This window comes from Bacillus sp. V33-4, from assembly GCF_002860225.1.
Lineage (GTDB): Bacteria > Bacillota > Bacilli > Bacillales > Cytobacillaceae > Bacillus_BJ > Bacillus_BJ canaveralius.
In genome coordinates this window covers 21467-47911 of record NZ_PGVC01000001.1, presented here as the reverse complement: position 1 = coordinate 47911, position 26445 = coordinate 21467, and the positions used below count along the sequence as shown (strand labels likewise).

General features: G+C 44.4%; 26 protein-coding genes and 1 tRNA gene. 1 reads left to right on the top strand and 26 read right to left on the bottom strand.

The annotated features are described in order from the left end of the window. Positions 1-107: 107 nt before the first annotated feature. The 13 genes from rnr to CVD23_RS00175 form a co-directional block, all read right to left on the bottom strand. The gene (gene rnr / locus CVD23_RS00235) at positions 108-2429 is read right to left on the bottom strand and encodes a ribonuclease R (RefSeq protein ID WP_101575977.1); all 2322 of its coding nucleotides are present in this window, start codon (positions 2427-2429) and stop codon (positions 108-110) included. Between the two features lie 30 nt (positions 2430-2459). After that, entirely contained in the window at positions 2460-3206 is a 747-nt protein-coding gene (locus CVD23_RS00230) for an alpha/beta hydrolase (RefSeq protein WP_101575976.1), read from the bottom strand. A gap of 192 nt (positions 3207-3398) precedes the next feature. Further along, the gene (gene secG, locus CVD23_RS00225) at positions 3399-3632 is read right to left on the bottom strand and encodes a preprotein translocase subunit SecG (protein WP_101575975.1); all 234 of its coding nucleotides are present in this window, start codon (positions 3630-3632) and stop codon (positions 3399-3401) included. A gap of 130 nt (positions 3633-3762) precedes the next feature. Next, the gene (locus CVD23_RS00220) at positions 3763-4473 is read right to left on the bottom strand and encodes a hypothetical protein (protein WP_101664623.1); all 711 of its coding nucleotides are present in this window, start codon (positions 4471-4473) and stop codon (positions 3763-3765) included. Between the two features lie 167 nt (positions 4474-4640). Beyond that, the gene (gene eno, locus CVD23_RS00215; RefSeq protein WP_101575973.1) at positions 4641-5936 is read right to left on the bottom strand and encodes a phosphopyruvate hydratase; all 1296 of its coding nucleotides are present in this window, start codon (positions 5934-5936) and stop codon (positions 4641-4643) included. 26 nt (positions 5937-5962) lie between these two features. Further along, positions 5963-7498, bottom strand: a complete 1536-nt coding sequence (gene gpmI / locus CVD23_RS00210) for a 2,3-bisphosphoglycerate-independent phosphoglycerate mutase (RefSeq protein ID WP_101575972.1) — start codon at positions 7496-7498, stop codon at positions 5963-5965. Beyond that, positions 7491-8252, bottom strand: a complete 762-nt coding sequence (gene tpiA, locus CVD23_RS00205; RefSeq protein WP_101664621.1) for a triose-phosphate isomerase — start codon at positions 8250-8252, stop codon at positions 7491-7493. Before tpiA ends, gpmI begins: the two co-directional genes overlap by 8 nt. A 51-nt stretch (positions 8253-8303) precedes the next feature. Then, entirely contained in the window at positions 8304-9488 is a 1185-nt protein-coding gene (locus CVD23_RS00200) for a phosphoglycerate kinase (RefSeq protein ID WP_101575970.1), read from the bottom strand. A 151-nt stretch (positions 9489-9639) separates the two neighbouring features. Beyond that, on the bottom strand, positions 9640-10647 hold the full coding sequence (gene gap, locus CVD23_RS00195) for a type I glyceraldehyde-3-phosphate dehydrogenase (RefSeq protein WP_101664619.1): 1008 nt from the start codon (positions 10645-10647) through the stop codon (positions 9640-9642). A gap of 51 nt (positions 10648-10698) precedes the next feature. Then, complete coding sequence (locus CVD23_RS00190; protein WP_101575980.1) at positions 10699-11721, bottom strand: sugar-binding transcriptional regulator; 1023 nt, start codon at positions 11719-11721, stop codon at positions 10699-10701. 143 nt (positions 11722-11864) lie between these two features. Further along, positions 11865-12107, bottom strand: a complete 243-nt coding sequence (locus CVD23_RS00185; RefSeq protein WP_101664617.1) for a glutaredoxin family protein — start codon at positions 12105-12107, stop codon at positions 11865-11867. 16 nt (positions 12108-12123) lie between these two features. Next, entirely contained in the window at positions 12124-13446 is a 1323-nt protein-coding gene (gene rpoN / locus CVD23_RS00180; protein WP_101664615.1) for an RNA polymerase factor sigma-54, read from the bottom strand. Between the two features lie 319 nt (positions 13447-13765). Further along, positions 13766-13837, bottom strand: a tRNA-Arg gene (locus CVD23_RS00175). Between the two features lie 327 nt (positions 13838-14164). On the opposite strand from CVD23_RS00175, the gene clpP reads away from it, so the two are divergent. After that, positions 14165-14779 carry an ATP-dependent Clp endopeptidase proteolytic subunit ClpP gene (gene clpP, locus CVD23_RS00170; protein WP_101575966.1) on the top strand — a complete coding sequence of 205 codons (615 nt, stop codon included), beginning with the start codon at positions 14165-14167 and terminating at the stop codon, positions 14777-14779. Between the two features lie 36 nt (positions 14780-14815). On the opposite strand, the gene CVD23_RS00165 is transcribed toward clpP, so the two are convergent. The 13 genes from CVD23_RS00165 to hisD all read right to left on the bottom strand — a co-directional run bounded on the left by CVD23_RS00165 (position 14816) and on the right by hisD (position 26415). Further along, a complete protein-coding gene (locus tag CVD23_RS00165) occupies positions 14816-15073 on the bottom strand; it encodes an HPr family phosphocarrier protein (protein WP_101575965.1) in 258 nt (85 codons plus the stop codon). A 22-nt stretch (positions 15074-15095) separates the two neighbouring features. Next, entirely contained in the window at positions 15096-16049 is a 954-nt protein-coding gene (whiA, locus tag CVD23_RS00160; RefSeq protein WP_101575964.1) for a DNA-binding protein WhiA, read from the bottom strand. 37 nt (positions 16050-16086) lie between these two features. Further along, on the bottom strand, positions 16087-17070 hold the full coding sequence (locus tag CVD23_RS00155; protein ID WP_101575963.1) for a gluconeogenesis factor YvcK family protein: 984 nt from the start codon (positions 17068-17070) through the stop codon (positions 16087-16089). Then, entirely contained in the window at positions 17067-17957 is an 891-nt protein-coding gene (rapZ, locus tag CVD23_RS00150; protein ID WP_101575962.1) for an RNase adapter RapZ, read from the bottom strand. The genes CVD23_RS00155 and rapZ overlap by 4 nt, the downstream gene beginning before the upstream one ends. A gap of 27 nt (positions 17958-17984) precedes the next feature. Next, entirely contained in the window at positions 17985-18443 is a 459-nt protein-coding gene (locus CVD23_RS00145; RefSeq protein WP_101575961.1) for an NUDIX hydrolase, read from the bottom strand. A gap of 399 nt (positions 18444-18842) precedes the next feature. After that, entirely contained in the window at positions 18843-19796 is a 954-nt protein-coding gene (gene trxB, locus CVD23_RS00140) for a thioredoxin-disulfide reductase (protein ID WP_101664613.1), read from the bottom strand. Between the two features lie 121 nt (positions 19797-19917). Beyond that, the gene (locus tag CVD23_RS00135; protein WP_101664611.1) at positions 19918-21423 is read right to left on the bottom strand and encodes a tetratricopeptide repeat protein; all 1506 of its coding nucleotides are present in this window, start codon (positions 21421-21423) and stop codon (positions 19918-19920) included. Between the two features lie 173 nt (positions 21424-21596). Then, the gene (gene hisIE / locus CVD23_RS00130; RefSeq protein WP_101575958.1) at positions 21597-22238 is read right to left on the bottom strand and encodes a bifunctional phosphoribosyl-AMP cyclohydrolase/phosphoribosyl-ATP diphosphatase HisIE; all 642 of its coding nucleotides are present in this window, start codon (positions 22236-22238) and stop codon (positions 21597-21599) included. Further along, positions 22235-22993, bottom strand: coding sequence for an imidazole glycerol phosphate synthase subunit HisF (gene hisF, locus CVD23_RS00125; RefSeq protein WP_101575957.1), 759 nt, complete (start codon positions 22991-22993; stop codon positions 22235-22237). Before hisF ends, hisIE begins: the two co-directional genes overlap by 4 nt. After that, a complete protein-coding gene (hisA, locus tag CVD23_RS00120) occupies positions 22994-23725 on the bottom strand; it encodes a 1-(5-phosphoribosyl)-5-[(5-phosphoribosylamino)methylideneamino]imidazole-4-carboxamide isomerase (RefSeq protein ID WP_101664609.1) in 732 nt (243 codons plus the stop codon). Next, a complete protein-coding gene (gene hisH / locus CVD23_RS00115) occupies positions 23725-24357 on the bottom strand; it encodes an imidazole glycerol phosphate synthase subunit HisH (protein ID WP_101664607.1) in 633 nt (210 codons plus the stop codon). Before hisH ends, hisA begins: the two co-directional genes overlap by 1 nt. Continuing rightward, positions 24358-24945 (bottom strand): imidazoleglycerol-phosphate dehydratase HisB, encoded by a 588-nt coding sequence (hisB, locus tag CVD23_RS00110; RefSeq protein WP_101664605.1) that lies wholly within the window; start codon positions 24943-24945, stop codon positions 24358-24360. A gap of 198 nt (positions 24946-25143) precedes the next feature. Further along, positions 25144-26415 carry a histidinol dehydrogenase gene (gene hisD, locus CVD23_RS00105; protein WP_101664602.1) on the bottom strand — a complete coding sequence of 424 codons (1272 nt, stop codon included), beginning with the start codon at positions 26413-26415 and terminating at the stop codon, positions 25144-25146. Between the last annotated feature and the right edge of the window lie 30 nt (positions 26416-26445).

Below are 26445 nucleotides of genomic sequence, written 5' to 3'. Positions count from 1 at the left end.
GGGAAAAACAACGTTTCTATTTATCCCTCTATTTTATCAAAAATAAGCCGGGCTCACAACGTTCGAGCGGGAAAGAGAGGCCGAGGAAAGCTCTCTCATTAATCAAGTTAACGGCTTTTTTTCTTTTTATCCCGCTTTATTTTCGGTGCATTTTCATAAAACCGTTTGCTCTTCTTCGGTTTCTTTTTGTCTTCGCCTTTTTCTGCTGCTTTTTTGGCACGCGGTTTCCTCGGACCGTCACCTGCTTTAAAGACTCGGGGTGCCCCAGTTGTGTCGCGGCGGCGTGTCCCTTTCATGCCGACGATTTCAAAGTCAATCGACCGTTCTTCCGTATTTACCTTGACAACACGTACTGTTATTTCATCACCAATGCGGAAAACATTGCCAGTCCGTTCACCAATCATCGCAAAATGGCGCTCGTCATAACGGTAATAATCGTCGGTCATATAGCTGACGTGCACAAGCCCTTCAATCGTGTTTGGAAGCTCGATAAACATCCCGAAATTTGTGACAGAGCTGATGATGCCATCATATTCGACGCCAATTTTGTCTTCCATAAATTCAGCCTTCTTCAGTTCATCTGTTTCCCGCTCGGCATCGACAGCGCGGCGTTCCATGTTGGAAGAGTGTTCAGCTATCTCCGGAAGGCGTGTGTTCCATTTCTCCCTTGTTGCCGGATCCAGCTTCCCTTCAATTAAATAGGTGCGAATCAAGCGGTGTACAATCAAATCGGGATAGCGGCGGATCGGTGATGTAAAATGCGTATAGAATTCAGCCGAAAGCCCAAAGTGCCCAAGGCTGTTCGGATTGTATTTTGCCTGCTGCATCGAGCGGAGCATGACAGTAGAGATAACCATTTCTTCAGGCTTGCCCTGGACTTCTTCAATAATTTCCTGAAGCGCTTTTGGATGGACCGAATTGGCGCTACCTTTTACAATATAGCCAAAGTTGGTGATAAACTCGAAGAAGCGCCGCAATTTATCTTCCTTCGGATCTTCATGAATCCGGTAAATAAACGGGACATCCATCCAGTGAAAATGCTCGGCAACCGTTTCGTTCGCAGCAAGCATGAACTCTTCAATCAAACGCTCGGCTACTGTACGCTCACGAATGACAACGTCCGTTGGCCTCCCATCTTCCTCAACGAGAACCTTCGCCTCTTTAAAATCAAAATCGATCGCCCCTCTGTTCATCCGTTTCTTCCGCAATACTAAAGAAAGCTCTTCCATCAATTTAAACATTGGCACAAGCGGCGCATATCGTTCGATTAAATCTTCATCCTGATCAACGAGGATCTTTTTTACATCCGTATACGTCATGCGCTCTGTCGTTTTAATGACGCTTTCAAAAATCTCATGATGAACCACTTCCCCGTCAGGTGCAATTTCCATTTCACACGAAAGGGTAAGCCTGTCCACCTGCGGATTCAATGAACATATTCCATTGGAGAGACGGTGGGGGATCATCGGAATCACTCGGTCAACCAGGTACACGCTCGTTCCGCGTTCCTCTGCTTCCCTGTCAATCGGCGAATGTTCCTGAACATAATGACTAACATCGGCAATATGGACACCGAGCTTGTAATGACCATTGTCCAATTTTGTGACCGTAACCGCATCATCAAGATCCTTAGCATCTCGACCGTCAATCGTCACGATCGTTTGATTTCTTAAATCCCTGCGATTGGCAATTTCACTTTCAGCAATGATTTCCGGCGCTTCATTCGCCTGCTCAAGCACATCTTGTGGAAAGGCCATCGGCAAGCCATGCTTGTGAATGATAGAGAGAATATCAACACCCGGATCGTTTTTATGGCCGAGAATTTCGACAACTTCTCCCTCTGCACTTTTGCGTCCTTCTGGATAAGTTGTCAGCTTAACAACGACTTTATGTCCCTCGATGGCACCTTTAGATGCAGACTTCGCAATAAAAATATCGCTCGTAAACTTTTTATCATCGGGAAGCACAAATCCGAAATGCTTACTCTCTGTGTAGGTTCCGACAATTTGCTTGATGCCACGCTCAAGAATTCGGACAATTGTACCCTCGCGCCGTTGTCCCGAGCTTTCTGTTGAAACACGCACTAATACAATATCGCCGTGCATCGCATTATTCGTTTCGTTTGGTGGAACGAAAATATCATCCATGCCCGGCTCGTCCGTCACAACGAAGGCGAACCCTTTCGCATGTCCAGATACTCTCCCGCGAATCAGATTCATTTTTTCCGGCAGGCCGTAGCGGTTGCTGCGCGTTCTGACAACGAGCCCTTTCTCTTCCATGACAACTAGTGCTTTAACAAAATCTTTAAAGGCTGATGAGTCCTCAATCCCGAAGGCTTCTTCAAGTTCCTGGACTGTCAGCGGCTTATACGCCTCATCCTTCATATATTGTAAGAGTCGGTCAATGTGGTGCTGGATGGTTTCATCCATTGTAATCCCTCCTTTTCAGGGCTTCTGTTTTTATTCTTGCCAATTTAAGCTTTCTAAAAACTGATAAATATCTTCATGAAGCTGGTCGCGCTCTTTATCGAGTGTGATGACATGTCCCGATTCCTCGTACCATTTCAGTTCCTTCCGCTCGGACTCAACTTCATTATAAATAATATTCGCGCTTTCTGTATTGATCATATGATCATGGCGGGCCTGGACGACAAAGGTCGGGGCATATATCATATCAACATGATTGCGGACGTCGGCAATGAGGTTTTGCAGTGCTTTTAATGTATTCATCGGTGTTTTCTCGAATTCAGTCATTTCCTGTTCAATTTGCTCTTCACTTTTGCCTTCATGTTTTTTATATTCGCGGGCATATGCCAGGATTCCTTTATACATGACTTCCTCACTTTTAATATGCATCGGTGCACACATCGGTACGATACCCTTTACCGGTACTGTATAACCCAGTTTCAAAGAGAAGACTCCGCCTAAAGAAAGGCCGGCAATGGCAATTTCGTTATGGCCCTTGTTTTTCAAAAATTCATAGCCTCCGATCACATCCTTCCACCAATCTTCAGGACCGGTATGGACAAGCTCTTCCGGAGGAACGCCATGGCCTTTATAATGAGGGGCATGGCTGGTATAACCTTTTTTCTCAAGAAAGCGGCCAAGCATGCGGACATCCGCTGAATTTCCTGTAAATCCGTGCAACAGCAAAACCGCTCTCTTTCCCCCTTCAAAAGTAAACGGCTTCGGCATAACAATATTCATTTATGAAAAACTCCTTTTCTAACGTAATATTTCCTTACATCCTCTTCATTAAACGTTTAACCACAAGTACTTTATTTTTAGCAAACATACCGATAACATTCCACTAAAACGTACTCATCTATGTAATTTCAGCATATAGAAAAAAAAGCATAAAAAAACCTGACCCGTCACAGGCCAGGATTTATTGTATTCTTATAGGTCAAAATACGAAACCGCAATCGTTAAGAAAAAAAATAAAACCGAGAGAACGATTGTAATGCGGTGGAGAATCAAGTCAAGCCCACGTGCTTTTTGCTTACCGAATAATTGCTCAGCACCACCGGAAATGGCTCCAGAAAGCCCTGCGCTTTTTCCCGATTGAAGAAGTACAACAACGATAAGTGCGATACATACAATAACCAATAGTGTGACTAATACTGCGTGCAAGAAGTCCACCTCCTATAAAACGTACCTTCACAGTATTTTTAATGTATCATATTTCCTTACATTAAACAATAACAATCTGAGTCAGGTGATCACTACACCAGGGGGTGGTCTGCTCGAAATTCATCTGTAATCATTCTTGAATGTGCAGCAGATCCAAAAACTCTTGCTCCGGCTTCATATATTTCGTGCCCTTATCTGATTGAAAATAGATTGCCTGGTCATCTCCAAATGAAACATTGACCTTTAAGCTGCCGAAATCAATCTCACTGATTTTTTCACGGGTGGACGCTTCTTTATCCCAATCTATAGCATGATTAATAAAATAGGCAATTTGATTGATCGTATCTTTGTCGTTTATTTCTATACATGCCTCATTGTGGGAACTGGCATAAATACAAATACTGTCAGGAATTTGCACAATCCATGTTGTGAACGTGTGAATAGGGGTCTTATCGAACACTACCTCGGTGCGTCCCTCTTGTTCGTTATAATAAGCGGAAACCGACAGCTCTCCTTCAAACCCTGACTTCTGCCACTGTGAATGGAAGCTTGATTCATGTTTTTCTTTGTTGATTTCAAATATTGGTCTCTGCGATACTTTCCAACCATTGTTCGGCAGTTCTTTTTCATAAAAATCATAGATATCATTGACGTGATTGCCGACGAGAACATACTCATGTTCATCCGGCTCTAAACCCTCAAACAACGGAATGTCATCTTCTTGTTCAGGGATAATCGACGTCCCGGAATGATTATTATCAATTACCTTAAGATAAAAGAACCAACTGGTTAAGGCGATTGTCGCAATAAATAATATAATAAACCAACTATTTCTTTTCACCTATGATACCTGCCTCTAATGATTCGATTTATAATAATTATTTTACCACCATTTCCTTTATTCTTTCTTAGTAAGGAAGAAAACATATAAAAAACCTCCTACTTTTCCATGAAAAATAAAAAGTAGGAGGTTTTTCTGTTTATTTATTTTGTTACTATCAAGGAAAATTACTTCTTCAGGTTATAAAAAGAGCTTAACCCGCCATACACGGCTAATTCACCAAGCTCGTCTTCGATGCGAAGAAGTTGGTTGTATTTTGCAACCCGGTCTGTACGGGACATCGAACCAGTTTTGATTTGTCCGGCATTTGTTGCGACAGCAATATCAGCAATCGTTACGTCTTCTGTTTCACCGGAGCGGTGGGAAACAACTGCTGTGTATCCAGCGCGCTTCGCCATTTCGATCGCGTCAAATGTTTCTGTTAGTGTACCAATTTGGTTTACTTTGATCAGGATTGAGTTGGCAATCCCTTTTTCGATTCCTTCAGCAAGCTTTTTGGTGTTTGTAACGAATAGATCGTCACCAACAAGCTGGACTTTGCCGCCGATGCGGTCCGTTAACAGCTTATGGCCTTCCCAGTCATTTTCGTCCAATCCATCTTCAATAGAAACGATTGGGAATTGATTAACAAGGTCTTCATAGAAGCTGACCATGTCTTCTGAAGATAAACCTGTGCGGCCTTCGCCGGCAAGGTCATATTTGCCTGTTTCCTTGTTAAAGAACTCAGAGGAGGCAACATCCATTGCGAGCAAGACGTCTTTACCTGCTTCGTAACCTGCGTTAGAGATTGCTTCGATGATCACTTCTAATGCTTCACGGTTTGAACCAAGGTTTGGAGCGAATCCGCCTTCGTCACCAACTGCTGTGTTCAGGCCTTTGCTGGATAGAACTTTCTTCAAGGAATGGAACACTTCTGCACCCATGCGGATTGCTTCTCTAAAAGTAGGCGCTCCGACAGGCATGATCATGAACTCCTGGAAGTCCACGTTATTGTCAGCATGGGACCCACCGTTGATGATATTCATCATTGGCGTTGGCAGCTGCTTCGCATTTGATCCGCCAAGGTAACGGTATAAAGGCAAGCCAACAGATTCAGCTGCAGCATGAGCTGCCGCCATTGAAACACCAAGAATTGCGTTCGCACCCAATTTCCCTTTATTGTCAGTGCCGTCAAGCTCAATCATTGTACGGTCAATGCCAACCTGGTCTGTAACGTCCATACCGATAACCGCTTCTGCAATTACTTCATTGACGTTTTCAACTGCTTTTTGTACGCCTTTGCCAAGGTAGCGTGATTTGTCACCGTCACGAAGCTCAACCGCTTCATACTCACCGGTTGAAGCGCCTGATGGCACGATTGCACGGCCGAAGAAACCAGATTCGGTAATCACTTCTACTTCAACTGTTGGATTTCCGCGGGAATCAAGAACTTCACGTGCGTATACATTTTCGATGAATGGCATAATCAAAATCTCTCCTTTTGGATCAGTTATTTTTTTAATAAAGATCGTCCAGTCATTTCAACTGGTTTTGCTAAATTTAAAAGATCGAGCATTGTTGGTGCCAGGTCGCCGAGAATTCCGTCTTCCCGTAATTCAGCGCCTTCTTTTGTAACAATGACAGGGACCGGATTCGTTGTATGTGCAGTCATAGGGTGCCCTTCGATGGTGACTACTTCATCAGCATTCCCATGGTCAGCGGTGATAATCGCTGTTCCGCCTTTTGCGATAATCAAATCGACAAGGCGACCGAGGCATTCATCGACCGTTTCGACCGCTTTAATTGTCGGTTCGAGCATGCCTGAATGGCCGACCATATCCGGATTTGCATAGTTTAGAATAATCGCATCAAAGTTATCCGCCTCTATCTCTTTCACGAGCGCATCCGTGACTTCGTATGCACTCATCTCTGGCTGAAGATCGTAGGTCGGAACCTTTGGTGATGCAATTAAAATTCGTTCTTCACCAGGAAATTTCTCTTCGCGTCCGCCGCTCATAAAGAACGTAACGTGAGGATATTTTTCGGTTTCAGCAATACGCAGCTGTTTCAGGCCGTTTTGCGCCAGAACCTCTCCAATGGTGTTATCGAGATTCGCTGGTTTGAAAGCCACATAGCCGTCAACTGTCTCACTGAAATGCGTCAAACAGACAAAGTGAAGGTTTTGCGGATGCTTCCTTCCCCGGTCAAAAGAACGGAAATCCTTGTTTGTAAAAGTATTCGAGATTTGAATGGCCCGGTCAGGACGGAAATTATAAAAAATAACCGCATCTTCATCTTCGATTGTTGCAACCGGTTTTCCATCGGGTCTCGTTAATACCGATGGTAACACAAACTCATCAAAAATTCCGTTTTTGTAGGAGTCTTCAATAAGTTCCAATGGATTCGAATAGGCTGGACCCTCTCCGTACACCATCGAGCGATATGATTTTTCAACACGCTCCCAACGCTTGTCCCGGTCCATCGAATAATATCGGCCTGAGATTGTCGCGAACTCTCCTACACCATACTCATTCATTTTCTCCAAAGTTTCTTCAATATATTTCCGGGCCGTTTGCGGCCCGACATCGCGTCCGTCCAGGAACGCGTGAAGATAGACTTTTTCGACTCCTTCCTCAGCGGCAAGGCGCAAAAGCGCAAACATATGCTCAATATGGCTGTGGACGCCACCGTCAGAAAGAAGCCCGAATAAATGGAGTCTTTTCCCTTTTTCTTTTACATGCTTGATTGCATCAAGAAAGGTTTGATTTTTCGCAAATTCGCCTTCACGAATCGAAATATTGACTCGTGTTAAGCTTTGAAACACGGTTCGGCCCGCTCCAATATTTAAGTGGCCGACTTCGGAGTTCCCCATCTGCCCCTGCGGAAGCCCGACTGCTTCTCCGGATGCAATCAGCTTAGCATGTGGGTACTTGTTCCAATATCGTTCGAAATTTGGTTTGTTCGCCTGCGCAACAGCATTCCCTTTTCGCTCGCCTCTTATAGCAAACCCGTCAAGAATGATGAGCGCAACAGGGGCTTTACTCATTCTGGCCTGCCTCCAATAGCTGTAGGAATGACTGGGCCTCAAGGCTTGCTCCGCCTACAAGGGCTCCGTCAATATCTGGCTGTTCCATATATTCTTTAATGTTGCCCGGCTTTACACTTCCGCCGTATTGAATGCGGACTGCATCAGCTGCAGCCGGTGAAAATTGTTCCGCAACCACCTGGCGGATATGGGAACAAACTTCATTTGCATCTTGCGCAGTTGAAGATTTACCTGTTCCAATCGCCCAGATTGGTTCGTAAGCAATGACAGTTTGCTTAACTTGATCTTCTGTTAAACTGTTTAATGCTTTTTTTACCTGGTCGCCGACAAGCTGATTCGTTTCGCCGTTTTCACGCTGTTCAAGTGTTTCACCGACGCAAACAATTGGTGTTAAACCATAATTAAATGCGGAAAGCGTCTTTTTGTTGACCGAATCATCGGTTTCGTTAAACATTTCCCTGCGCTCGGAGTGTCCGATAATTACATATTTAACTCCAATGTCAGCAAGGGCTTTCGGGCTTACTTCCCCTGTAAAAGCACCGCTTTCTTCAAAGTGCATATTCTGGGCACCGATTTCGAGATCATAGTCTCTTGTGCTTTCGACTAACTGTTCCAAAAACAATGCCGGGGCACAGACGACCGATTCGATGTTTTCTTTAGGAGGGACCAGCCCGTTTACTTCTTCAATAAAGGCTTTTGCCTCTGAAAGAGTTTTATGCATCTTCCAATTTCCTGCGATAATTGGTTTGCGCATGTCGCACATCCTTTCGTGTGTCAATTCTGGGAGCAAAAGCTGCTCCCGGGTTTATTTATCCAGTAAAGCCACGACCCCAGGAAGTGCTTTGCCTTCCATAAATTCGAGGGACGCACCTCCGCCGGTGGAGATATGGCTCATTTTTTCAGCCAGGTTGAATTTTTCAACTGCTGCTGCAGAATCTCCGCCGCCGATTACCGAATATGTATTAGACGCTTCGGCAAGTGCTTCGGCGACAGCTTTCGTTCCCCCTGCAAATTTATCAAACTCAAAAACACCCATTGGACCGTTCCAAATGACTAATTTTGAATTCTTGATGACATCGCGATAAATTTCCGCCGTTTTCGGACCGATATCCAAAGCTTCCCAATCAGAAGGAATCTCTTCAATCGCTACTTCTCGAGTGTTTGCTTCAGGTGAAAAATCATCTGCGACAATTGCATCAACTGGCATATAGAAGTTAACGCCTTTTTCTGCTGCTTTTTGCATAAACGATTTTGCCAGATCGATTTTGTCTTCCTCAAGCAATGATTTTCCGACTTCATTTCCGTTTGCTTTTACAAAAGTGTAGGCCAAGCCGCCACCGATAATTAAGTTATCAACCTTTTCAAGCAGATTATCGATGACACCGATTTTATCTTTTACCTTGGCACCGCCAATAATTGCTGTGAAAGGCCGTTCCGGATTAGACAATGCTTTCCCAAGCACCGCCAATTCTTTTTCCATCAAAATGCCTGAAACCGCTGGAAGATGGTGAGCAATTCCTTCTGTTGATGCATGGGCACGGTGGGCAGCTCCGAACGCGTCATTGACATAAATGTCAGCTAAATCTGCAAACGCTTTTGCCAGCTCGGGGTCATTTTTTTCCTCGCCCTTGTAGAATCGGACGTTTTCAAGGAGGAGTACATCGCCATCAGACATTGTGTCAATCTCTTTGCTGACAGACTCTCCGTATGCTTCATCCGTTTTTTTCACTTCTTTGCCAAGAAGCTCTGACAATCGAGCGGCAACCGGGGTAAGCCTCAATTCCTCAACAACCTGGCCTTTAGGACGGCCGAGATGGGATGCCAAAATAACCCTGGCGCCCTGTTCTGTTAAATATTGAATTGTCGGCAGCGCAGCGCGGATCCGTGTTTCATCCGTAATGGTTCCATCCTTCATCGGAACGTTAAAATCAACACGGCAAAACACTTTCTTCCCTTTTACATCCACATCTTTTACGGTTTTTTTATTCATGGCAAAAGAACCTCCTTTGGATTATCAGCCTGGACGAGTAAAAGGGAGTGGGGAATGATCCCCGCTCCCCTTTTCATCCGTCTATATTATAGTGGTTCACGATATTAATATCCATTAATTATATAATGCATGGATATTTATTCTTTTAGTCTTATAGTCCTTTTTGAGCGATGTAATCAACAAGGTCAACTACACGGCTTGAATAGCCTGTTTCGTTGTCATACCAAGAAATAACCTTTACCATGTTACCTTCCATAACCATTGTGGAAAGTGCATCGATAGTGGAAGAATACTCACTTCCGTTAAAGTCCCTTGATACCAAAGGCTCTTCTGTGTAGCCTAAAATCCCTTTTAATTCTCCCTCAGAAGCTTCCTTGAAAGCGGCATTTAGTTGTTCAGCTGTTACATCTGAATTAAGTTCAGCCACCAAGTCTACTAAAGATACGTTTGGAGTTGGTACGCGCATTGCGCCTCCATTTAATTTATCTTTAAGTTCAGGCAAAACGAGGGACACTGCTTTTGCAGCACCAGTTGTTGTCGGAATAATATTTTCTGCCGCGGCACGGGCACGTCGATAATCCTTATGCGGCAAGTCCAAGATTTGCTGGTCATTTGTGTATGAGTGGACAGTTGTCATCATTCCACGTTTAATTCCAAACTTATCATTAAGAACTTTCGCGAAAGGAGCTAAACAGTTAGTAGTACAAGAAGCATTCGAGATTACATGATGGTTTGCAGCATCATATTTATCATGGTTTACACCCATAACAATTGTGATATCCTCATCGCTCGCAGGAGCAGAGATAATAACTTTTTTCGCGCCGGCTTCTAAATGTTTTGCAGCGTCAGCACGCTTTGTAAAACGGCCTGTTGATTCAACAACCACTTCAACACCAAGGTCGCCCCAGCCTAGTTGAGCAGGATCGCGTTCAGCAAGAACTTTTACTTTTTTCCCGCCGACAACGAGGGAATCTCCATCAACAGTCACATCCTGGTCCAGCTTACCGTGAACAGTATCATATTTTAATAAATGCGCAAGCATATTTGCATCTGTTAAGTCGTTTACTGCCACTACTTCTACATTTGGGTTGTTCAGTGCTGCACGGAATACAACACGTCCAATTCTACCAAAACCATTAATACCAACTTTTACTGCCATGATGATTTTCCTCCTTTGAATATATAAGGCTTTTTATTTATATAAAGGGGGTTACCCTTGTATCAACTGCTTAGCGGCACCTTCATCGGTAATTAAAATCGTCGATGCCGGAGCCTGTTTCATGTAGGCGCGAATGGCCTTTGCCTTTGAGAAGCCGCCCGCAACAGCCAAAACGCTGTCAACGCCGGGCAAGTCTCCAAGCTGCAAACCAATCGTTGGGACTTTGTGGACAATTTCCCCAGTTTCATCAAAGTAATAGCCGAAAGCTTCACCAACAGCTTTCTTTTTACGAATGATCTCCAAATCTTCCGCACTCGTTTTCCGGCGCTCCGCCATTGTTATAGCGTCTCCAATTCCATGTAAAACCATGCTAGCCGATTTGATTAAATCAAGCACTTCATGAATAAAAGGCTCTTTTATAAATGATTGGTAAATTTCACGGCTTACCTGGTCAGGTACATAAAGAACGCGGTGCTTTGCCCCTGTTTGCGCGGCCATTTTTGCACAGATCGTATTCGCCTGGTTTTGTACATCTTCACCCAACCCGCCTCTTGCAGGCACAAACAGCAAATCATTCTTGCCAAAATCGAGTGTCAGCATTTCAGCAACTGCCGCCATTGTAGATCCACCGGTTACGGCAATGATATTTTCGTCGTGAAGACGCTCTTTCATGGAGATCGCGCACGCTCTCCCAAGTTCATGCTTTACCCATGGTGACTGGTCGCTGTCGCCATTGACGATAATCACTTTTTGGATGCCAAGCTGGGCTTCGAGCTGGCGCTCTAATTTGTCTATACCCGTTATGCCTCTCATTATGCTATCAAGTCTTTCCAACAGGGCCTTGCCTTCTTCTGTTAAACTCATTCCCAGGCTTGTAAAATAAAGCAAGCTCTGGCCCTTTAAAAACTCGACTTCTGAACGAAGCACGCGCTCGGTAAGCCCGAGGCTGATCGCCAGACTTCGTCTCCCCACTGGCTGCATCACGTTTATGTATTGGAGGATCAGATAACGTTTTTGCATAACATCAAGCAGATCAGGCAATAATCTTCTTTGGATATCAAATAATGAATTCATCATACCGTTTCTCCTTGAATGAAGTGATGTTGGTCACAAAACGTCCCGGTGTGACATATTATGTCCCGCTAACGGTAAAAAAAAATCACTCCTGATTCCATTTTCATTTTAACAGGAGTGAACGGCTAATTCAACATATATGTTTAATCTTTTTTTTGCAAACGTTTACTTAATTCGAATTTATCAATATGACCGTATTGAAGCATCTCTCCATCAAGTTCGACAACCGGAATCATCAAACCGTATTTCTCGGTTAATTCGTCGCTTTCGTCAATATCCCTTTCTTCCAATTCGAAAGGATATTCTGATCGCATCTCAATTAAAGCGGTTTTTGCCTTGTCACATAAAGGGCATTTAGTTCGCGTATAAAAAGTAAGCTTAAGCACCAGTTTATTTCTCCTTCTATTCGTATCTTTTCCTTTTTGAGGATGAAGCTATCCCTAGCTGATCCCGGTATTTGGCGACTGTCCTTCTTGAAACGATCATTCCTTCTTCCTGCAGCCTTGCGACAATTTCCTGATCAGATAACGGCTTTTGTTTATTTTCAGCGGCAACATATGCTTCAATTTTACTTTTCACCTGTGCCGATGAAGTATTTTCACTTGAAACGGTTTGAATTGTACTCGTAAAAAATGATTTTAATTCCATCGTTCCAAATGGGGTTTGTGCATATTTTTCCCGGACCGCCCTGCTGACTGTCGATTCATGAATGCCCAATTCATCGGATATTTCCTTCATGATTAATGGCTTGAGACCCTCGCGTCCTTTTTTGAAAAAACCTTGCTGCTTTTCAACGATTTTCATTGTTACTTTCAGCAGCGTTTCTTTTCTTTGCTCCAGGCTTTTTAAAATCCAATAATAATCCTGTTTTTTTTCCTGAAGAAAGCGGCTGACCTGGTCGTCCTTATAGGTTGACATTTCCGTAAAATAAGCATGGTTAAAGCTCAGCTTCGGAATGACGGAATCAAGGATGGTCACCGTATAATCGATGCCATTCCAATCAATAATTACATCCGGGATCATGTAGACCGGCTTTTGCTGCTGAAAAAGAGCACCCGGTCTGGGATTGAGCGTTTGAATAAAATCAAATGTTTGCTGGATCTCCTTTAGCTCAATTCCTGCCTCTTTCGAGATCAGCTTCCAATTCTTATTGGCAAATGGGTGAAAATAATCGGTTATAATCATCTCCGCCAATGCATTTCTGTTTCCGAGTCTTTGCAACTGCAGTAACAGACATTCCTGAAGGCTGCGCGCACCGATGCCGGCAGGATCGAGCTGCTGGAGGATGTGCAAACATTCTTCCGCCTCTTGCAGTGGATATTTAGCCACAGCTTCATGCCAATCATAGAAGTAACCGTTTTCATCTAAATTAAGGATGAAATCGGTGAGAATGTGTATTTGCCGTGTTGTGACTTGTTTAAAATTGATTTGTGAACGCAAGTATTCATCTAATGAGACAACCTTCTCGCCTATTTGTTCGATCCAGCTTTTCTTGTCTTTTTGACTATTTTTCCATGAGGATTTACTCCGGTCCATCCGCGGATCAATGGCGGTTTGAAAATTGCCTGAATCCAGCTGTAAAAGGGGGTTCTCTGCTGCTTTATTTTCGAGGAAAGCGTTAAGCTCCTGAGCAGAATACTGCAAAAGCGCAATCGCTTGAGTCAGCTCCTGCGTAAGCATCAATTTTAAAGTTTGCTGCTGCCAAAGTCCCGCTTTAAAATCCATTCTGCATCCCCCCTGCACCCATTTTACAATAAGGATCAGCAATGGTGTATGGAAATTTATTTATAATGCAGATCCCGGTAGAAATAAGGACCTCGTTGCAGGAAGATTTTCGTTGGGTGCACTGAGTTACACGGTATTATAATATGTATTCCAGTTTTATTTACAACACTCCGAATTTATGAGATTGATTTATGAGCGGTTGTCGAATTTATGAGCGAAACCAGTTTTGTCAGAGAGACGCAACTGACCAGCGGCACTCACCCCGATAATATAAAAAACCTCTCCCTGATGTTGTGAATCAGGAAAAGGTTTTTGGCAACGCCCTCGGCAGGAATCGAACCCACATCTCAAGAACCGGAATCTTACGTGCTATCCGTTGCACCACGAGGGCATATTAAAATATAAATCGCTTGTCAAGCGCCTTCTTTCGCATAAAAAGCTGCTAATCGTTTAAGCACTACGATTTACTATTATAGGGCATGTTTTCATTCTTTGCAAGCAAGTTCGGCGTTTAAAAAAATATACTTTGGGTAAGATGGAAACGGAGCGGTTTTTTTCCAGTCATAAAAGTGTCGAACGATTCACCCCATTCTCGAATGCGATTCGTTTGACCTTTATTGACCATCATTGTATGATAGCAATACATACTATTCTTCTATTGGAAGAACTGCATTACTAATGTATGTTTGATCTCTTGATATTGGAGGAGGAAGCGTTAATGAATTTAATCCCAACAGTTATTGAACAGACAAACCGGGGCGAGCGTGCTTACGATATTTATTCACGCCTGCTAAAAGACCGCATCATTATGCTTGGAAGTGGAATTGATGACCATGTGTCCAATTCAATTGTCGCCCAGTTGCTGTTCCTTGAAGCGGAAAACCCCGAGAAAGATATATCCATCTACATTAACAGCCCGGGAGGAAGCATTACTGCCGGTATGGCGATTTATGACACGATGCAGTTTATCAAGCCGGATGTGCAAACAATTTGTATCGGAATGGCTGCTTCAATGGGAGCATTTTTACTTGCTGCAGGTACAAAAGGCAAACGCTATGCACTTCCTAACAGCGAAGTCATGATTCATCAGCCGCTTGGCGGCGCGCAAGGCCAGGCAACTGAAATTGAAATTGCTGCAAAACGCATTTTATTCTTGCGTGACAAGCTAAACGAAATTCTTTCTGAACGCACAGGCCAGCCACTTGAAGTGATCGCAAGGGATACAGAACGCGATAACTTTATGACCGCCGACAGAGCGCTTGAATACGGCTTAGTAGACCAAATTATCACTAGAAACCCTATCGAAAATACCGACAAAAAAGACAAAAAATAACCAATTAAAAACTCGTGCCAATCGGCGCGAGTTTTTTTAATTTTCTTTTTGGATGTAATTTGCGAGCTCTTGAAGCGCATTCTGCTCATCATGTCCGTCCGCAATCAAGGTTATCGTCGAACCGGCACTGACTGCAAGGCTCATTAACCCCATGATGCTTTTCGCATTCACTTTTTTGCCGTCTTTCTCCAGAAATATATCGGAAGAAAAACGATTCGCTTCCTGGACGAACAAAGCGGCTGGCCGTGCTTGTAAGCCCGTTTTTAATTTTACTTCTACTTTTGTTTCTACCATCACAATTCCTCCCGGTTTTTCTCTATAAATCACCTGCTGGCTGTCCAGCGCGCAGCTTCTCAGCTATTTCATCAATTTTTCTTAGCCGGTGGTTAATTCCTGATTTGCTGATCTCCCCTCCGGAGACCATCTCGCCAAGCTCCTTTAACGTAACATCCTGGTAAGCGACACGCAGCTCCGCAATTTCCCTTAACTTTACAGGTAAAACCTTAAGACCGACAGTCTGCTCAATAAAGCGAATATTTTCTACTTGCCGCAATGCTGCACCGATTGTTTTGTTTAAGTTTGCTGTTTCACAATTGACAAGGCGGTTGACCGAATTTCTCATATCGCGGACAATGCGGATGTCTTCAAAGCGCAGGAGTGCATTGTGGGCACCGATAATATTCAGAAACTCAGTGATTTTTTCTGCTTCCTTTAAATACGTAATAAAGCCTTTTTTCCGCTCAAGCGTTTTGCTGTTTAAATCGAACAAATTCATTAATTCACATAGAGAGTCGTTGTGTTCCTGGTAAAGGGAGAACACTTCAAGATGATAGGAGGAGGTTTCCGGATTGTTCACCGATCCTCCCGCCAAAAAGGCTCCCCGTAAATAAGAACGCTTACAGCATTTCCTTTTAACAAGCTCCCGGGAAATATCGTGGACAAAAGTAAACCCGTCCCCAAGGATTTTTAAATCCTCTAAAATCCTCTTTCCTTCTTCTGAAAGACGCACAATATAAACGTTGTTCTTTTTCAAACGCATTTTTTTGCGGACAAGGAGCTCGACCTGTACATGCTCGTAACTCCTTTTGATCAATGTATAGATTCTTCTTGCGATTGCTGCATTTTCTGTTTGAATGTCAACAACCAGCTTTCGATTGGAAAAAGACAGAGACCCATTCATGCGGATTAATGCCGACAATTCCGCTTTTCCGCAGCAATCCTTTATCTCCATATTCGTCAATTCTTTTTTCGTTTCCGAAGCGAAAGACATCCCTCCACCCCCTGTAGACAAACGGTTGCATTACGTATTACGCATTGAACCTCTTTTTAGTTTCATCCATAAGCAAAGAAAATAATAAATCGGAAACTTTTTTCGTGTCATGGCGAATGACTCCATCTTCAACGCTGATAATATCGCCATATACAACTTTAAGGCCGAGGTCGTAAAGCTTTGGCAAATCATACTGGACAGGCTTGGCCAGCTCTTCCCTGTAGCGATACTGGACATCGAGCGGAATTTCTTGATTATGGACTAAAATGGTATCGATAAAAGCACAGTCCATATGTTCATAAATGGCTTTCACATGGTCGCTCGCAGTAAAATCATGTGTTTCTCCTGCCTGCGTCATTAAATTGCAAATATATACCTTTCTCGCTTTTGATCGGCATACTTCTTGACCAAGCCGCGGAACAAGCAAATTGGGAAGAAGGCTGGTATATAAACTTCCGGGACCGATGATAATTAAATCTGCCTGCCTGATGGCGTGAAGCGTTTCCGGCAATGATTTAATTCTTTTTGGTGATAAAAATACTTTTTTGATGCGCTTTCCGGAGAAAGGAATTTTCGATTCTCCGGACACAATCGTGCCATCTTCCATTTCGGCATGGAGGACAACGCTTTGGTTAGCGGCTGGCAGAACCTTGCCGCGAACGTTCAAAACCTTGCTCATTTCCTGGATCGCATGCACAAAATTTCCGGTTATCGAAGTCATGGCAGCCAAGATTAGATTTCCAAGCGAATGGCCTGAAAGTTCATTCGAAGTCTTGAATCTGTGCTGAAACATTTCTTCGATCAGCGGCTCAACATCAGAAAGAGCGGCCAGGACGTTCCTGATATCGCCGGGCGGTGGGATCTTAAGATCATTTCTAATCCGACCCGAGCTTCCACCATCGTCAGCAACTGTGACAATTGCGGTAATATCAACCGGGAGCTGCTTAAGTCCGCGCAACAAGACCGGCAACCCCGTTCCGCCTCCAATGATGACTATTCTAGGTTGTTGTTCGGTGGTCATGTCGTTGGGTCCTTTCTTCTCTCAATATCCCGGTGCGCAATTTTTGTATGATAGTCGTTCTCAAAATAGTGGCCAATATATTCGGCAAGCGCAACCGATCTATGCTGCCCGCCTGTACAGCCAATCGCGATAACGAGCTGGCCTTTCCCTTCACGCTTATAGTGGGGAAGCATAAAGCTAAGCAGTTCGGTTACCTTTTCCAAAAACTTCTGCGTTTCAATCCATTTTAAGACGTAGCTTGAAACCTCTTCATCAAGTCCTGTTTTTGGCCGCATATGTTCAATATAATGTGGATTCGGTAAAAAACGGACATCAAAGACAAGATCCGCATCGATTGGCAGGCCATGCTTGAAGCCGAAAGACACGACATTGACCGTAAAAATTAGTTTTTTATCAGCTGAGAATTCGGTTAAAATTTTCTCTCTAAGTTCGCGTGGTTTCATTTGAGACGTGTTATAAATAAGCTGTGCTCTTCCTTTCAGCTCTTCAAGAAGCTGTCTCTCCAGCTTAATCCCCTCGAGTGGCAGGCCTGCCGGAGCAAGCGGATGAACACGGCGTGTTTCCTTGTATCTTCTTACGAGTGTATTGTCATCTGCATCGAGGAAAAGTACTTGTGGCGCAACCCATGACTTTTCGGCAAGATCATCCAAAGCTTTAAAGAGGTGGTCGAAAAATTCTCTCCCCCTTAAATCCATAACCAGCGCCACTTTATTCATTTTATTCCCAGATTCCTTCATCAGTTCAAGAAACTTTGGTAATAAAGTAGGCGGTAAGTTATCGACGCAAAAAAAACCGAGATCCTCAAAACTTTGGATCGCTACCGTTTTCCCTGCTCCTGACATTCCTGTAATGATAACCAATTGGGTATCGTTAGCACCGGTACTCATTTCATTTCCCCCTGTAATAAAGTCTTTCTAACTCGGATCAAGACGGTAACTGATTAGTTCAAAATCCGGAGTGTATGTAAACGTCCCATACATGACTCCTTTACCGTGGATCATATAATCAAGTATATGATAATCGCCCGCTGCCATTGGCAAATTTTTTATATCTTCGAGGCGGTGCCAGGCGAGGATGCCCTCTTCGGATTCTTCAAGGTGAACACCATCTGCCTCGGTGGCAAAAAAAGTAAACATCATCCATTCCGAGATCAATTGGTCCCCATCCATCATAATGAAGGTAAAAATCCCTTTAATACTTGGGTTTCGCAAGTATATGCCCGTTTCTTCCCGATATTCCCTTATACATGAATCCCTTACGGATTCTCCCGGTTCCATTTTTCCGCCGGGAGCGACCCACCAGCTGCGACGGGGCTTTTGTAATAAAAGTATTTTGTCCTCTTTAAGCAAGACACAATTTGTTACCCGCTGCACGAATTCCACCTCAACTTATCCGTCCATTGTCACCCGGCTTTCGAAACGCCGATATTTCATTCTTTTCATTATACTATTTTTGACATACAGCTACAATGAATACAAATCGGATAATTTTAGGTAAAAAAAAATGATCCATATTGTTCACGCTTAGCCAATATTACATTGATAAAAAAAATAGCACAGGATAACCTGTGCTGTAGAAAAATATATTCTTAAAAGGGGGTCAATTTCTATTCCTATTCTACCTCAATATTATTTCACTACTGTTACAGCAGAATTAAAACATAATGACTTTTTTGTAAAGGAATGCCGACATCCAACAGCTCACCATAGTGAAATCGTGATACACGCTTGAATGTCATTGAATGTTCCAATCCGAAAATTTGTTCACAAAACCTAAGCTTTCGCGGTTTTTTGTGCTTCCTTCAGTTCTTCGATGAAATGCTGGGCACTTTGGGCAGCGATGCTTCCGTCTCCAGTAGCCGTAACAATTTGTCGGAGTGTTTTTTCACGAATGTCACCTGCAGCAAAGATACCAGGCACCTTTGTTTCCATCAATTCATTCGTTTCGATATAGCCATTTGCATTTGTGATGCCAAGATTGGCAAACGGCTTGGAGAGAGGCACCATTCCGATGTATATAAATACGCCATCGGCCGGAAAATCCTGCTCTTCCCCTGTTTCTGTGGAAACAAGGGTAACACTGCCGACTTTTCCATCCTTACCGTTGATCTCTTTAATTGTATGGTTCCAGATGAAGTCGATTTTGTCATTGGCAAAGGCACGTTGCTGAAGGATCGCCTGGGCGCGAAGCTCATCGCGACGATGAACAATCGTAACCTTTGTAGCGAAACGGGTCAAGTAAACCCCTTCCTCTACTGCTGAGTCTCCTCCGCCGACAACAACCAGCTCTTTTCCCTTGAAGAAGGCTCCGTCACAAACCGCACAATACGATACACCGCGGCCGCCGAGTTCTTTTTCACCAGGTACACCGATCTTTTTATATTCGGCACCGGTCGTAATAATGACAGCATGGGCCTTATACCGCTTGGATCCAGCAACAACCGTCTTATATTCTTCGCCGTCAATAATCTCTTTTATATCGCCATAGGCATATTCTGCACCAAACTTTTTGGCATGGTCAAACATCTTCGTTGATAAATCCGGCCCCAAAATATGGTCAAAACCAGGATAGTTTTCCACCTCTTCAGTGTTGGCCATCTGGCCGCCTGGCACGCCGCGTTCGATCATTAAAGTTGATAAATTGGCACGGGATGTATAAACAGCGGCCGTCATTCCAGCAGGACCTGCACCGGCAATAATCACATCATAAATTTTTTCTTCTGACACGTTGGTCCACTCCTTCGTCCACGAGGATTCGCATGACTTCATGGATTTTTTCACTCACTTTATTTATATCCTATCTACTCTTATCCTATAAAATAAAGGCTGCTATCGTCCAAGTATTTGCTCATTGCAGGCAGCTGTTCACGATTTTTACATACTTTTGCAATGTTGAGCCTGAAAGCCCGTATTGCTTGGCGATTGTCTGCTGCGGCACTTTTTCGTTTCTGAGCTTATGCCATATATACTCGATAGCCGCTGCCCAAGCTTTTGTATTTTTCAGATCCAGGCCTGCCTTCACAGCCTCCACAAACACGGAAAACCACATCAAATACAGGCCCGCCTCCTTCGTTCCGATCGGCCTATGAGAACGGTAAAGCAACTCAGCGGTATCGTGGGCCATTTTTGCTAAATGGGCTTCGAATCCCGCTGCTTCCGTAGTCAATAAAACGACATACTGCTTTTCAATTGCAGTGAATTTTTGATTCGCAATCGTTTCATCAGACGTAAGAATGTCATTTTTTTTATTCGAATGTGATGTTAAGAACAACGCAAATAATCTCTCTTCCGGATAGTCGCTGGCAAGCTTCTTCATGATCGAAGGGATGTGTTCTTCTAAGCCATTTGCCTGATGACGGTCTTCATTCCATGGTTCGAGACCTTCCTTTTCCGGATTTATTTCAAGCACCTTTTTCCAGTTCGCTTTTGCTGCCTGCTCGTGTCCCGTAAAGTATGCCGAATAAGCGAGCCAATAATAAAAACCGCCGTCCCCTTCGTAACCTTGGCGCTGCAGCTTTCGAAGCCACACGTAGGCACTCTCATACTCGCCGATCAACGCGAACGTTGTGCCTAGCTTATATTGGTGTTCAACGGAAATCGGCTTTATTTTACGAAGCACTTCTTTTATCTCGTTTACTTCCTCTGCATTATTTTCATAATAGGAAAATACGAGCCTGTTGCAAATCGCGTGCAAATTCCCTGGATTAAGTTTCAAAACTTCGTCAAGAATGCCGGACGCCTTCTCGGTTTCACCGAGATAAAAATACGCAAGCGCCAAATTGTTATAGGCTGACCAATATTCCGGATATTCTTTGATGACGCCATTCAGTATTGCTACAGCCTTTGGGAAATGGCCTGATTCGAGAAGCTCCCGGGCATGCTCTTGCCTGATAATAAGATCATCCTGGTCGTAAAGATCTTCTTCAAACTCCTCCGCTTCCAAAGTAAGCAGTTCAAGCAGGTCCTCCGTATCTTCCGTGAACTCACCATCCTGATCCAGATCCAAGTATAAATTGGCATGATGATAAGCATCTTTAAAAAATCCAAGATGGGCATAATTATTGGCTAAAAAATAATGGCATTCCGCCATTTCTTCATCAAGATCTTCAAGAATCGTATGCAGAAGACTATTTGAATATTGATAATCTCCCAACTCCGTGCAAACGACGGCAAGCTGGCAAACAATCATCGGCTCGCCTGGCTCAAGCTGCATGGCACGGTGCATATATTTTTTTGCTTTATTTAAATCCCTGCGCTGGTATGCTTTAATCCCTTTTGCGAAGTAATACTCACCAGTCGGGGCAAACGGTAATAGTTTTCCACGCTGTTGTCTAGCTTCTGAGTCTTTCCCCATGAAATCCTCCAAATAAATCGATTTTAACTACAGTAGTATACCATATGTGCAAGCAAGTAGAGAAGGGAATGAAACTGAATCGCAAACGTTTAGTACTGCCCTTATTAAAACGAGTGTGTTCCGGTGGTATCATCAAATAAAGAGGCGGTCCACAATGGGCCGCCGTTTCAAGATTATTTTTTTGTATGCCGCTCTTCCAAAACACTTAGAATCTCGCTAAAAGAAAGCTCCTGCTCCCTCAGCAAAACAAACAAATGGAAGATAAGATCTGCCGCTTCCCATTTCAGTTCCTCAGAGTCGCGGTTTTTCGCAGCAATGATCACCTCTGCTGCTTCTTCGCCGACCTTCTTAAGGATTTTATCGACACCTTTTTCAAATAAATAGGTCGTATACGCTCCTTCAGGGCGTTGCTGTTCCCGCTCTTTAATCACCTGCTCAAGCTTGGTGAGAATCTCATAGTTCGCCGCGCTGTCATTTTCAGCCGCGTTTGACTGCGTTGCATATAAAGAGTTGGTAAAACAGCTGACTGTACCGTTATGGCATGCAGGTCCGTTCGGGTTGACGAGGACGAGAATGGCGTCCCCGTCACAATCATATGTCATCTCGATAATTTTCTGCGTATTCCCGCTCGTCGCTCCCTTATGCCAGAGCTCCTGGCGCGAACGGCTGAAAAACCAGGTTTCTCCTGTTTCAATCGATCTTTCGAGAGATTCCCGATTCATATAGGCGAGCGTCAGAACTGCTTTTGTCACAGCATCCTGCACGATTGCCGTTACAAGTCCCTTTTCATCAAAGCGGATGTTGTCGATATTCAACGGACATGCACTCCTTTCTCCCGTAAAAATTCTTTTACTTCGCTGACAGATGTCTCTTTATAGTGAAAAATTGAAGCAGCAAGAGCTGCATCCGCTTTGCCGCTTATAAAAGCTTCGGCAAAATGAGCACTGCTGCCCGCTCCCCCTGAAGCGATGACAGGAACTGTTACTGCCTCACTGACCGCTTTTGTTAAAGCAAGATCGAAGCCATTTTTCTCGCCGTCGCTATCCATACTCGTCAGGAGAATTTCTCCTGCGCCCCGCTTCACAGCTTCCTGCGCCCAGGCGACGACTTCACGATCTGTCGGTGTCCTGCCGCCATGGGTGTATACCCGCCATGAACCGATTTCCGAATCATATTTTGCATCGATCGCGACGACAATGCATTGATTTCCGAAAAATCCAGCTCCTTCGGAAATCAAACCGGGATTTAGCACTGCCGCTGTATTTAATGACACTTTATCAGCACCCGCGCGCAAAATTCGTTTCATATCCTCAAGCGAATTGATACCGCCGCCAACCGTAAACGGAATTGCCAGTTGTGAAGCGACAGCCTTTACGACTTCGATCATCGTTTTTCTGCCTTCATGCGAAGCAGAAATGTCTAAAAATACAAGTTCATCTGCTCCCTGTTGATCATAAAAACGCGCCAGCTCGACCGGATCACCTGCATCGCGGAGCTGAACGAATTGGATCCCTTTTACAACCCGGCCTTCCTTGACGTCCAGGCAAGGGATAATCCTTTTTGTAAGCATTTACGCTTTCACCTCTCTTAGTGCCTCTGCAAGCGTAAAACGCTTTTCATAAAGAGCTTTACCGACGATCGCTCCAGTAATCCCGCTTTTCTCGTAAGCTTTTAATTGGTTTAAATCATCAAGCGTGCTGACTCCTCCAGAGGCAATGACACTTTTGCCCGTTTCCTCAGCCATTTGCTTCACTGCCTGCAAATTAGGTCCTGACAATGTCCCGTCTGTTGCAATATCGGTAAAAATAAACGTTTCCGCTCCAGCATCCGCAAACCGCTTTCCAAGCTCAATCGCTGACACTTCACTCGTCGTTACCCAGCCGTGCGTGGCGACAAAGCCATCCTTCGCATCAATGCCGACAGCGATTCGCTCTCGATATTTTTTGATCATCTCAATCGCAAAATCGGGATTTGAAACGGCGATACTGCCAATAATCACCCGGGAAATTCCATTTTCAAGATAATGAGCAATATCAGCTTCTGTACGAATCCCTCCGCCAATTTGCACGTTCGCCTGTAAATCCCTTGCTGCCTGAATCACATATTGATCATTGACCCGTTTTCCATTCTTTGCGCCATCAAGATCAACCATATGAATCCACTCAGCACCATCAGCGGCAAACTGCTTCGCCATCGCAAAAGGCGAATCACCGTAGACTGTTTCTTTCTCATAGTCTCCCTGGAGAAGACGAACACACTTCCCGCCTCTCATATCAATCGCCGGATAAATCGTAAATCCCATCAGGCCTTCTTCCTTTCCCCTGCAAGCTCGGTAAAATTGCGAAGCAGCTCCATGCCGAGAGCACCGCTTTTTTCAGGATGGAATTGCATCCCAAATATATTTGCCCTGCCTACAACGGCAGGAACTTCAACGTCATAATCAGCTTCTGCGATGATGACTTCTTGATCGGTACTTACATAGTAGGAATGGACAAAGTAAACAAAGTCGGCATCGATATTTTGTAAAATAGGAGAATCGTGGAGGAACCGAAGGCGATTCCAGCCCATATGCGGGACTTTATACAACTCCCTGCTGGCAGTGATCCCAGGAAAACGATGCACTTTGCCCGGCAATAGCGACAGTCCTGCTGTTAATCCGTTTTCTTCACTTTCTTCAAATAGCAGCTGCATACCGAGGCAAATTCCAAGCAACGGTTTTCCAGTCCGGGCAAAACGAATGATCATTTCGGCAAGCCCGGTTTGCTTCAGCCTTTCCATCGCATCTCGGAACGATCCGACTCCCGGCAAAATTAATGTATCGGCAGCTTCAAGCTCCCCGATGTTTTCGGAGATAAAAAACGGGGCATCGAGCCGTTCAAGCGCTTTGCTAACGCTGAACAGGTTTCCCATTCCATAATCGATAATCCCGATCATTTATAACATCCCTTTCGTTGATGGGACCCCTTTGATGCGGGGATCAACTGTGGTTGCTTCATCAAGCGCTCTTGCCAGCGCTTTAAAAATCGCCTCAATGATATGGTGCGTGTTTTGCCCATAATGAACAATCACATGCAAATTCATCCTTGCCTCAAGCGCCAGCTTCCATAAAAACTCATGGACAAGCTCAGTGTCAAACGTGCCAACCTTTTGGCTCGGGAACTCGGCGCGGATTTCAAGATGCGGACGGTTGCTCAAATCAACAACCACTTGAGCAAGCGCCTCATCCATCGGCACAAATGCATTGCCGTAACGCTTGATTCCTTTTTTATCGCCAAGCGCTTCGCGCAACGCCTGTCCAATACAGATGCCGATATCCTCTGTCGTATGGTGGTCATCGACGTCGGTATCGCCATTTGCATCGACCGTCAAGTTGAATTGCCCGTGCTTTGTGAATAAATCGAGCATATGCGTTAAAAATGGGACACCTGTCTCGAGCTTCGACTGGCCCGACCCGTCTATGTCAAAAGACAACTGAATATTTGTTTCGTTTGTTTTACGGTTAACTTCCGCTGTTCGCGCCATGTTTTTTATCCCTCCATGTCCTAAAGTAAATGTGATGATCGCTTGAATCCGTCCGGTGCTGGCGAAACAGGTTTCGCTTAATTATTGCGCTGAGCGCTTAATTATTTTTCTGAACGCTTAATTATCCGCGTGAACGCTTAATTATTTTTCTGAGCGCTTAATTATCTGCATGAACGCTTAATTATTTTTCTGACGGGCTTATTTTTTATGAAATCTCGCCTCTACAGCGCGCGCATGGGCTTCAAGCCCTTCGAGGCGGGCGAACGCTGCAATTTTTTCAGCATTTTCGGTTAACTTCTTTTCACTATAATAAATAATACTCGATTTTTTCTGAAAATCTTCGACATTTAACGGGCTCGAGAATCGGGCAGTGCCATTTGTCGGCAAAACATGGTTTGGGCCGGCAAAATAATCACCGACCGGCTCGGGACTGAATCTGCCGATGAAAATCGCTCCCGCATGGCGGATTTTACCCAACAGCTCAATTCCGTTCTCAGTCAAAATTTCGAGATGCTCTGGAGCAAGCTGATTGACAGTGTCAATTGCTTCATCGATGTTGTCTGCTACATAAATGATGCCAAACTCCTTTATCGCTTGCGCCGCAATTTCCTTTCGCGGCAACAGTTCCAACTGCTTTTCAACTTCCAGCGACACTGCTTCTGCCAGCGCTTGCGATGTCGTGACAAGAATGCTGCATGCTCTTGGGTCATGCTCCGCCTGGGAAAGAAGGTCAGCAGCTATTTCATCAGGAAAAGCCGAATCGTCAGCCAGTATTGTAATTTCGCTCGGGCCGGCAATCATATCGATGTCGACATCACCGAATACTTCACGCTTGGCAAGGGCAACATAAATATTTCCGGGACCGACAATTTTATCGACCGGCCGGATCGATTCCGTTCCATATGCGAGTGCAGCAACTGCCTGAGCACCCCCGACCTTATATATTTCCTCAACTCCGGCTTCCTTGGCAGCGACCAGAACGGCAGCCGGGAGCTTGCCTGTTGCGTCGGGCGGAGAAACCATCACAATCCGCTGAACGCCTGCAACTTTTGCCGGAACGACATTCATAAGCACTGATGACGGGTAGGCCGCGGTTCCTCCAGGAACATAAACACCGACTGCATCGAGCGGAGTTACTTTTTGGCCAAGCATTGTTCCTGATTCGTCGCTTGTCATCCAGGACGGGTGCAGTTGTTTCTCATGGAATAATCGAATGTTCACAGCCGCTTCTTTTATAATCGAAACAAGCTCTCCATCAAGCTCCGCATACGCTGCTTCAACCTCAGCCTGGTCAACCGTTAAGCCTTTCAACCTGGCACCGTCAAACTTTTCCGTATAAGCCAATAACGCGCCATCACCTTGTTTTCGAACATCGGTGATAATAGCTTTTACGGCCGAACGCTGCTCTTCTGTGCCGCTGTCAATTGACCTTTTCAAAGAAATTTGCTTATCAATTTTTCGAATCTCCATTTCTTCCACCCTTTCAAGCCTGAAGCATGA

Coding starts and splice junctions, on each gene's coding strand:
- tpiA (WP_101664621.1), bottom strand. CDS start 8,252: ATGCGCAAACCAATTATCGCAGGAAATTGGAAGATGCATAAAACTCTT.
- hisD (WP_101664602.1), bottom strand. CDS start 26,415: ATGGAGATTCGAAAAATTGATAAGCAAATTTCTTTGAAAAGGTCAATT.
- CVD23_RS00200 (WP_101575970.1), bottom strand. CDS start 9,488: ATGAATAAAAAAACCGTAAAAGATGTGGATGTAAAAGGGAAGAAAGTG.
- rpoN (WP_101664615.1), bottom strand. CDS start 13,446: ATGGATTTTAAAGCGGGACTTTGGCAGCAGCAAACTTTAAAATTGATG.
- rnr (WP_101575977.1), bottom strand. CDS start 2,429: ATGGATGAAACCATCCAGCACCACATTGACCGACTCTTACAATATATG.
- eno (WP_101575973.1), bottom strand. CDS start 5,936: ATGCCATTCATCGAAAATGTATACGCACGTGAAGTTCTTGATTCCCGC.
- hisA (WP_101664609.1), bottom strand. CDS start 23,725: ATGGGATTTACGATTTATCCGGCGATTGATATGAGAGGCGGGAAGTGT.
- CVD23_RS00165 (WP_101575965.1), bottom strand. CDS start 15,073: ATGGTAGAAACAAAAGTAGAAGTAAAATTAAAAACGGGCTTACAAGCA.
- whiA (WP_101575964.1), bottom strand. CDS start 16,049: ATGTCTTTCGCTTCGGAAACGAAAAAAGAATTGACGAATATGGAGATA.
- rapZ (WP_101575962.1), bottom strand. CDS start 17,957: ATGAGTACCGGTGCTAACGATACCCAATTGGTTATCATTACAGGAATG.
- gap (WP_101664619.1), bottom strand. CDS start 10,647: ATGGCAGTAAAAGTTGGTATTAATGGTTTTGGTAGAATTGGACGTGTT.
- hisF (WP_101575957.1), bottom strand. CDS start 22,993: ATGCTTACAAAAAGGATTATCCCTTGCCTGGACGTCAAGGAAGGCCGG.
- clpP (WP_101575966.1), top strand. CDS start 14,165: ATGAATTTAATCCCAACAGTTATTGAACAGACAAACCGGGGCGAGCGT.
- gpmI (WP_101575972.1), bottom strand. CDS start 7,498: ATGAGTAAAGCCCCTGTTGCGCTCATCATTCTTGACGGGTTTGCTATA.
- CVD23_RS00230 (WP_101575976.1), bottom strand. CDS start 3,206: ATGAATATTGTTATGCCGAAGCCGTTTACTTTTGAAGGGGGAAAGAGA.
- hisB (WP_101664605.1), bottom strand. CDS start 24,945: ATGGCGCGAACAGCGGAAGTTAACCGTAAAACAAACGAAACAAATATT.
- hisH (WP_101664607.1), bottom strand. CDS start 24,357: ATGATCGGGATTATCGATTATGGAATGGGAAACCTGTTCAGCGTTAGC.
- CVD23_RS00155 (WP_101575963.1), bottom strand. CDS start 17,070: ATGACCACCGAACAACAACCTAGAATAGTCATCATTGGAGGCGGAACG.
- CVD23_RS00135 (WP_101664611.1), bottom strand. CDS start 21,423: ATGGGGAAAGACTCAGAAGCTAGACAACAGCGTGGAAAACTATTACCG.
- CVD23_RS00190 (WP_101575980.1), bottom strand. CDS start 11,721: ATGAATTCATTATTTGATATCCAAAGAAGATTATTGCCTGATCTGCTT.